The sequence below is a fragment of the Kitasatospora sp. NPDC058170 genome, from assembly GCF_042883905.1.
In the GTDB taxonomy this organism is placed as follows: Bacteria; Actinomycetota; Actinomycetes; order Streptomycetales; family Streptomycetaceae; genus Kitasatospora.
In genome coordinates, this window is the sequence record NZ_JBHVUV010000056.1 from 21,843 (window position 1) to 29,675 (window position 7,833).

Here is a 7,833-nt window from a genome sequence, read left to right on the forward strand (position 1 = left end):
CCTCAGGTGAAGTGCGGCCGTCCACGGCCGGCGTCGCGCGGTCCTGCTGCGCCGCCCGCCCGACCGCCCGCCCGACCGTCCAGTCGGGCGGGCGGGCGGATCGGCTTCGGTGAAGGATGGTTTTGCGGGCGCGCGGCCCGGGACTCGCCGACTGAACCTCCGGCGGTGTCGGGCAGTCGGGCGGTCGGGCTCGCGGCGCTCGCCCGGATGGCGGCGGACGGGTCGGCAGGGGACGGAGGTCCGAGCCGGTCGTCCGTGCGGCGTCAGTCGGGTCTGATCCCGGTGCGCATGCGGGAGTGTTGCGAACGGCCTCTGACGCGTGCTCGACTCTGCATGATCACCTCGCCGCCGCCGGTCCCCTCGTTCGCCATGCGTCCAATATATTGGCATCCTGTAGATCGTTCGGTCAAGTACGCTTAGATGGTGTCTGGTTGGGCGCGTATCGGGGGTGGCTCACGGACAGTAGGGGATGGATCCGGCCAAGAAGGGCGTGATCATGGTGGCCGAGCCGAGCGGCGGGCAGTCATTGGCCGAGCGGTTGAATGCGCTATTCGCGATGGTGCGGTGGGTCGACCGGCACGGTCGGCAGCGGGAGTACTCGACCGCGGAAGTGGCCGAGGCGGTGACGAAGGATCCTTCGCATCCCGCAACCCTGTCGCGGAGTTATCTCGCAATGCTCCGCAACGGGTCCCACACGAATCCGACACTGATCGTGTTGGAGGGGCTGGCGAAGTTCTTCGACGAACACCGCGGGCCCGGGACGCCATCGATCACCATCCGGACGCTGGTCATGGGGGAGGACCCCGAGGACGAGCTGCTGAGAGAGCAACTGGCCAGCCGTCAGGTGCGGATGATCGCCATGCGGGCGGGTGTGATGACCCCCGCGATGCGCGAGCAGCTTCTCAAGATGATGGACATGTTCGACCCGGCCGATTAGGCCGGCCCTGAGGAGTGAGGAATGTTTCGTGGCCGTACGTGAGCGCAGGCTCCGTCGTTCCTGCCGCAAGTTATTGAGGGAGCTCGACATTCAGCCGCCGCTGCGGGTCGAGGAATTATGCCGGCGACTGGGCGAAGTCCGGGGAAAACCAATCAGGTTGATCCCCTGGGAACTACCGATACCGGGTCCGTTCGGAATCTGGATGTCGAGGCCCGGTGAAGATGTCATCTTCTATCAGCAGGAAACGACCCGGCTGCACCAGGACCACATCATTCTGCACGAGATCGGGCACATTCTCGCGGAGCACGCGGACGACGGTGCGGGCGACGGCACCGCGGATTTGGGCCCCGACTTTCCCGGAGACGTTCTCAACCGGGGATTCCGGCGCACGTGTTACGCCGAGGACTACGAGCGCGAGGCCGAACTCGTCGCGACGATCATCCAGGAGTGGACCGTCGTCATCGACTCCGCCACCAGCCGGACGCCGGAGAGCTCCACGCTCGGCCCGTTGCACTCCGCGCTGAACCCCCGTTGGGGGTGGACGTAATCTTCCAGGAACCGGTGACCTACATGCTGGTCATCGGGTCGGTGTGGAAGACCATCGACCTGGTGCGCGCACCGCATGACAAGGTCCTGCGCATGCTGGTGTGCTGCCTGTCCCTCCTCGCGGCCGGAGAGCTGCTCAGCTTCCCCGAGTTCAGCGGGGCGATCGACCGCTGGACGGTGACCGGTGTCAACAAGATCCTGTTCAACGGGCTCTACATGGCGGGCCTGGCCGCGCTCATCCTCTTCTTCGTCTCGGCGGTGCCCGGCGAACGGGCCCGGTACCTGCGGCGGGTCCGGTTCGACCTGGCTCTGCTCGGCGGCGTCCTGCTCGTCATCGCGGTGCTCCTCGCGGTGACGCCGGAGTCCATCCGCGGTCACACCCTGGGCACGCCGCACATGGCGCGGCCGTCCATCGCGCTGTTCTACCTCGTCGGCAACTCCTATTTCATCTACGCCTATCTGGCCTCGGGGCTGTGGACGCTGCGCTTCGCGCGCATGGCGGCGCTGCACCTCGCGGTGGGCCTGCGGATCGTGGCGCTGGGCCTGCTGGGAATGACGGTCTCCGCCGTGGGGCGGATCGTCCTGGTCTGCGCGCGGATCGGACAGCCCGGATCGCACCAGTTCTTCAACCAGCTGAACTGGTCGCTGACCGACTGGTCCATGGGGCTCATGCTGGTCGGCATCAGCTACTCGGCCTGTCTCCAACTGCTCGCGCACCTGCGGTCGGTGGTCCGTCACCGGCGCATGTACCGCGAACTCACCCCGCTCTGGACGGTCCTCTCCGGTGCGTACCCCGAGCTCGTCCTCCACCAGGAGCCGGCCGGTTCACGGCGGAGCCGTTGGTGGATCCGCCGGACCCACGAGCGGTTCTACCGACGGCTCATCGAATGCCGCGACGGACTGGTCCGCCTCAGTCCCTACCTGGTCCAGGTCGCGCCGACGGCCGACCTCGCCTGCCTTCCGGCGGATCAGCTCGCCCGGTACATCGCCGAGGCCCTGGCGTTGAAGCCGGTCGACGAGCACGCCGACACCTCCTATTCCGCCGCGCGCATCGCCTTCCCGGCCGCAGACGACCTGCGGGCCGATGTCGGGGCGCTCATCGCCGTTTCCCGAGCCTATGCGAGAGATGATCGTGAAAAAGCTGCTGATTACCGCTGACCGGATCGTCACCGGGCCCGCCGGCCAAATGGTCGAGGACGGTGGGGTCTTCGTCGATTCCGGCGTCATCCGTGCCGTCGGCACCGCGGACGATCTGGAATCGTCGGTGGGTGCGGACGTGGAACGCCTGCGGTTCCCCGGGGCCACCGTTCTTCCGGGTCTAATTGACTGTCATGTGCACCTCGCTTTTGATGCCGGCCCGGACCCCGTCCGCGCGGTGACCGAAACCGGCCCGGACGAGTTGTTCGCCGCCATGGCCGAACGGGCCGGGCAGCTGCTGGCGGCGGGCGTGACGACGGTCCGGGACCTCGGCGACCGGGGCGCGCTGACCGTCGCACTGCGTGACGCCATCGCGGCCGGGAAGACGCCCGGGCCGACCGTCGTCGCCGCGACCGCTCCCCTGACCGTCCGGGGCGGCCACTGCTGGTTCCTCGGCGGCGAGGTCGGTACCGAGGACGAGATCCGGGCGCGGATCGCCGCCAACGCCGCGGCCGGGGCCGACCTGATCAAGGTGATGGCCTCCGGCGGCGCCATGACACCCGGTGGGCCGCGGATGTGGGAGTCGCAGTTCAGCCCCGGACAACTGCGCCTCGTGGTCGAGGAGGCCGCCCGCCACGGCCTCGCGGTGGCCGCCCACGCGCACGGCACCGACGCCATCGCCGAGTGCGTGGAGGCCGGCGTCCGGACCCTCGAACACTGTTCCTGGCGCACCGCCGAAGGGGTCGAGTACGACCCGGAGGTCACGCGTCGGATGGTCGAGGACGACGTGGCCGTCTGCCGCTGCGTCTCGGGGGACTGGCGGCTGTTCCTGGAGCAGATGGGGCCGGAGCGGGCGGAGGCCATGATCGGGGCGATCCGCGCCATGCGGACCGCCGGCGTCAGGTTCATCGGCGGTACGGACGCCGGTGTGCCCGGAGCCCGGTTCGGCGACTACGCGGGCATGCTGGAGTTCTTCGCCTCCCTCGGCTTCGACAACGCCGAAGTCCTCGACATGGCGACCACGAACGCCGCCCACGCGCTGGGGCTGGCCGACACCGGCCGGATCGCCCCCGGCATGCGCGCGGACCTCGTCGCCGTCGACGGCGACCCGCTGACCGACCTCTCCGCCCTCCGCCGGGTGCGGCACGTCCTCGCCGCGGGCCGGTCCGCGGCGAGGTGACGCGTCCGCCCGAGTGACGGTCAGTCAGGAAGTGGCCCGGGGGCCGGACTTTCGTCCGGTTCCTCGGGCCAGCCCCGGGAGACGCCTGCCGCGATCGTGAGCACCGCGACGAAGGCCCCGGTGGCCACGCCCGTGGCGGTAGCGCCGAACCGGTCGAGCAGGTATCCGCCCAGCAGCGCTCCCAGCGATCCGACCCCCGACATGAGGAAGCTGCTGGCCCCGCTCACCCGGCCCTGGAGCTCGTCCGGGGTGATGCGCACCTGGTACACCGTCCCGACCACGTTCAGCACGCTGACCACGTAGGAGATCGCGGCCAGGAGGACGGCCAGCACCACCGGGTCGCTGACGACGATCGCCGGCGGGGTGAGTACCGTCCACACCGCGAACCCGGCCACCACCGTGCGGCGGAAGGACAGGCGACGGGACACCCAGGCGGCGCTCAGCGCGCCCAGCACCCCGCCGAAGGCGCCGATGCCGAGCACGACGCCGACGAGCGCCGGTGAGCCCCCGTCCTGGTGGACGGCCACCATCACGGCCAGCAGGAGCACCCGGAACACCAGGTTGCTCCCGGCGAACACACCGGTCAGGAGCCGGAGGAAGGTACGCCGCCACAACCAGCGCAGACCTTGGGCGACGCCGACGTGAAGCGGCGGATGGGGGCCGGCCGGCGCCGACTGCAGGCGTCTGCGCAACAGGACCATGAGCAGCACGGCCACGACGTTCGCGCCGGCGTTGGCGGCGAACGGGAGCCAGCGGGCCAGCGAGAACAGCAGGCTCGCGCCGGGCTGGCCGATCAGGCCGATCGCCGCCCCGCGCGCCTCGTTCCGGGCCAGTGCCGTGGGCAGCTGGGAGGCCGGCACCACGTGGCGGACCGCCGCCCGTTCGGTCAGCTGGTGGACCAGCGCCAACGAGGCCTGGACGAAGGCCGCGACCATCAGGAACGGCAGCCAGAACCATGCGCAGGCCTCCGCCACCGCGACGCCGCCGACCGTGACGAGGCCGACGGCATCGCACCGGATCATCAGCCTGCGGCGGTCCCAGCGGTCGACCAGCACACCGGCCGGCAACTGGACCAGGAAGCCCGGAAGCGCGGCGGCGAACGTCACCAGCCCCGTCGCGGCGGCCGATCCGGTGTGCCAGAGGACCAGCAGCGGATAGGCCACCATCGTGACGGAGGTGCCGAGCCGGGAGATCCCGGCGCTCACCCACAGGCGGACGAAGTCCCCGTTCCGGCCGAGCGGTTGCAGGGCCCGGCCGGCCGTGGCCGAGTGGTCGGCCACGGCCGAGGGCTCCGTCACGGCCGAGGGCTCCGTCATCGGCGCGGGTCCGGACCGGCGGCGGCGCGCTCCCGCTGCACCGCGTCGTCGATCGCCTGCTGCCACACGCCGGCCATCCGGGTGCGCCCGGACAGCACGGCGGAGATCAGGTGCCGGACCAGCTCCCGACCGGTCACCGCGTTGCTGAGCATCACCAGGCCGAGGCCGGAGTGCACGCGCATCCAGGTCATCGCCTGGTAGCCGGCCGCCTGGCCGCCGTGGCCGAACTCCAGGTCCTCGCCCGTGGTGTCGAGGATGGTGCTCCAGCCGTACGCGCGGTCCGACTGCGGGCGGAGCATCTCCTGGACCAGGGCCCGGTCGACCAGTGCGCCCTCCGCCCCCAGGTAGCAGCGGCGCACCTCGGCGGCGAGGCTCGCCAGGTCGGCCGCGGTCGTCCAGAGGCCGCCGGCGGCAGCCTCCGGGTTGACGTAGTAGCCGTCCGGCGTCGGACGGCCGGCCGCATCGTGGCCGCGGGCATAGTGCCGCCCGGCCTCGTCGGGCAGCAGCGCCGCGTACCCGCTGTCGGCCATGGCCAGCGGTTCGAACACCAGGCGGCGGGCGAGGTCCGGGTAGGACTCGCCGGTGATGTCGGTCATCGCCTGCTGCAGCACCGAGAAGTTGAGCGAGTTCTGCCGGAAGACCCTGCCCGGGACCTCGGCCGCCGCCAGGGCGGGTGTCCTCGCCGGGGCGCGGCCGTTCAGGACGTCGAGCACGGTCGGCACCGGATCCAGCGGACGGTAGCCGTCGGACAGGGCCGGGCTCTGCGCGAATCCCGCCAGGTTCGCCAGCAGCAGGCGAGCCGTCACCGGGTGGCCGGGGGAGCTGGGTGCCTGCCAGGAGGAGAGGTACTCGTTGATGTCCGTGTCGAGGTCGAGCAGACCCTGGGACACCAGACGCAGGACCGTGAAGGTCGTGACGTGCTTGCTGATCGAACCGGCTGCGAACAGGGTGTCCGGCGCGACCGGCTCGGACGACCCGGCCTCGAGGACACCGAAGCTCCCCACCGCCACGGTCCGCCCGTCCTGGATCAGGGCCAGGCCGGCACCCGGGATGCCGTTCCGGGCCATCACGTCCTCGATCCCGCCGGAGAGCGACCGCAACGGGTCGGCCGCCGCGGTGCCGGTCGAGCCGCCGGGCGTGCTGCTGGGGGAGCCGCTGCGGGAGCCGCCGGGTGAACTGCCGGGTGAGCCGCCGGGCGTGTTGCCGGATCCGGTGGAGGAGCTGCCGGGCTCCTGCCGTAGGAGGGAGGCCAACTCCTCCAGCTGGTCGGCGACCAGTCGCTCGACGGTCCGCCGGTCGTGCACGGCGGTGCTGTGGGTCCACCGGAGGTAGAGCCGGCCGCCGTACACGTCCGCCTCGACGTCCAGCAGGTGCGGCCGGGCCCCGTCCGGAACCGGTGCGATCCGCTCCGGGACGAACGCCAGCGTCTCGTCCGTGCCCAGCTCGGTGGGCGGGGCGAAGGCGAAACCGACCTCTGCCTCGGGCAGTTCGGCCAGCTCCGCCGCCAGGGCCGCGTCGGGCGCCAGGTACCGGAGCAGCTCGAAGCCGTGAGCCGGCGCGGGGAGCGTGCGCAGCTGCCGGGAGACCGACCGGTAGGAGTCGGCGGCGTCGCCGGTCTTCGCCACGCGAAGCGACACCGGGCAGGTGTAGCTCAGCCGGCCCACCGTACGGGCCAGGGCGTCCTTCCGGGCGCGGTCGTGGCGTGGATCGCGGGTCACGTCGATGTTGACGCGCTCCGATCCGGTCCAGCGGGCCAGGGTCCGGGCCAGTGCGCCCAGGACCAGGTGCTCCGGGTGGGGATCGGCGAGCAGCCTGTCGGTCAGCTCGGACGGGAGGGTGGCGGTGACCGTGTCGAACGCCCCGTTCGCGTGGTGCTCCCGCTGGTGGTCGGTGGGCAGGGCGGCCGCCTCGGGCCGGTTCAGCCAGAGGCCGGCCTGGTCGAGGACCTCCTCCGAGCGGGCCTGCTCCGCGAGCGCACCGGCCCAGGAGTGCAACGGCGTCGCCACGGGTGCGAGGCTCACCTCCGACCGCCCCTCACCGTACTGGCGGTACGCGGAGTTCAGGTCGCCGAGCACGACGGACCAGGACGACCGGTCCGCGGTGAGGTCGTGGAGCGTGATCCAGAGCTCGCCCGGGGAGGCGGGATCGAACCGGACCAACCGTGCCCGGAGCAGTACGCCGCGCTCCGCGTCGACGGAGGCGTTCGCCTCCGACAGCGCCTGTGCGACGGCAGACTCGCGGTCGTCGGCCGCCACCGGGCTCAGGTCGAGGACCTGGACGATCGGCTCGTCCCCGAGCCCGGTCAACCGGGCGCGCGGGTCCTCGTCGGTGAGCAGGTACTGGAGACGCAGCGCCTCGTGGTGTCGGACGACCGTGCGAACAGCCCGTTCGAGGAGCTCGGTGTCCACGGCCCGTGTGAGCGGAAGCCGCACGGTCCGGCCGCCGGACACGCCCGTCTCCAGCTGCCGGAGATGCCCCGGGAGCAGCGGCAGGTCGTCCTGAACCGGGACGGGGTCCGTGGCCGGCTGCACCATGAGTGCGAGCTCGGCCAGGTTCTTCGCCTGGAGCACCATCCACACCGACAGCGGCAGTTCTGCCTCGTGGGCGGCGGACAGCACCCGGACGGCGCGGAGGGAGTCGCCGCCGAGGTCGAAGAAGTTGTCCTCGATGCCGATCCGGGGCAGTCCGAGGACGTCGGACCAGATGGCGGCGAGGCG

6 protein-coding genes are annotated in these 7,833 nt (G+C 71.4%); 4 read left to right on the top strand and 2 right to left on the bottom strand.

What is annotated here, in order from left to right; translation table 11 throughout:
* The first annotated feature begins 469 nt into the window (after positions 1–469).
* From ACFVVX_RS36425 to ACFVVX_RS36440, 4 genes are read left to right on the top strand one after another with little or no spacing between them, the layout of a single operon-like run.
* Positions 470–937 carry a hypothetical protein gene (locus ACFVVX_RS36425; RefSeq protein ID WP_387952265.1) on the top strand — a complete coding sequence of 156 codons (468 nt, stop codon included), beginning with the start codon at positions 470–472 and terminating at the stop codon, positions 935–937.
* Positions 938–965: 28 nt separating this feature from the next.
* Positions 966–1,484 carry a hypothetical protein gene (locus ACFVVX_RS36430; RefSeq protein WP_387952267.1) on the top strand — a complete coding sequence of 173 codons (519 nt, stop codon included), beginning with the start codon at positions 966–968 and terminating at the stop codon, positions 1,482–1,484.
* A 23-nt stretch (positions 1,485–1,507) separates the two neighbouring features.
* Positions 1,508–2,641 carry an MAB_1171c family putative transporter gene (locus ACFVVX_RS36435; protein ID WP_387952272.1) on the top strand — a complete coding sequence of 378 codons (1,134 nt, stop codon included), beginning with the start codon at positions 1,508–1,510 and terminating at the stop codon, positions 2,639–2,641.
* A 28-nt stretch (positions 2,642–2,669) separates the two neighbouring features.
* Positions 2,670–3,800: an amidohydrolase family protein gene (locus tag ACFVVX_RS36440; RefSeq protein ID WP_387952273.1), complete on the top strand. Its 1,131-nt coding sequence runs from the start codon at positions 2,670–2,672 to the stop codon at positions 3,798–3,800.
* Positions 3,801–3,820: 20 nt separating this feature from the next.
* Here the strand turns inward: ACFVVX_RS36440 and ACFVVX_RS36445 are convergent, their stop codons facing one another.
* Positions 3,821–5,098 carry an MFS transporter gene (locus ACFVVX_RS36445; protein WP_387952269.1) on the bottom strand — a complete coding sequence of 426 codons (1,278 nt, stop codon included), beginning with the start codon at positions 5,096–5,098 and terminating at the stop codon, positions 3,821–3,823.
* Between the two features lie 14 nt (positions 5,099–5,112).
* The coding region (locus ACFVVX_RS36450; RefSeq protein WP_387952271.1) for a serine hydrolase at positions 5,113–7,833 on the bottom strand (2,721 nt) is incomplete at its 5' end.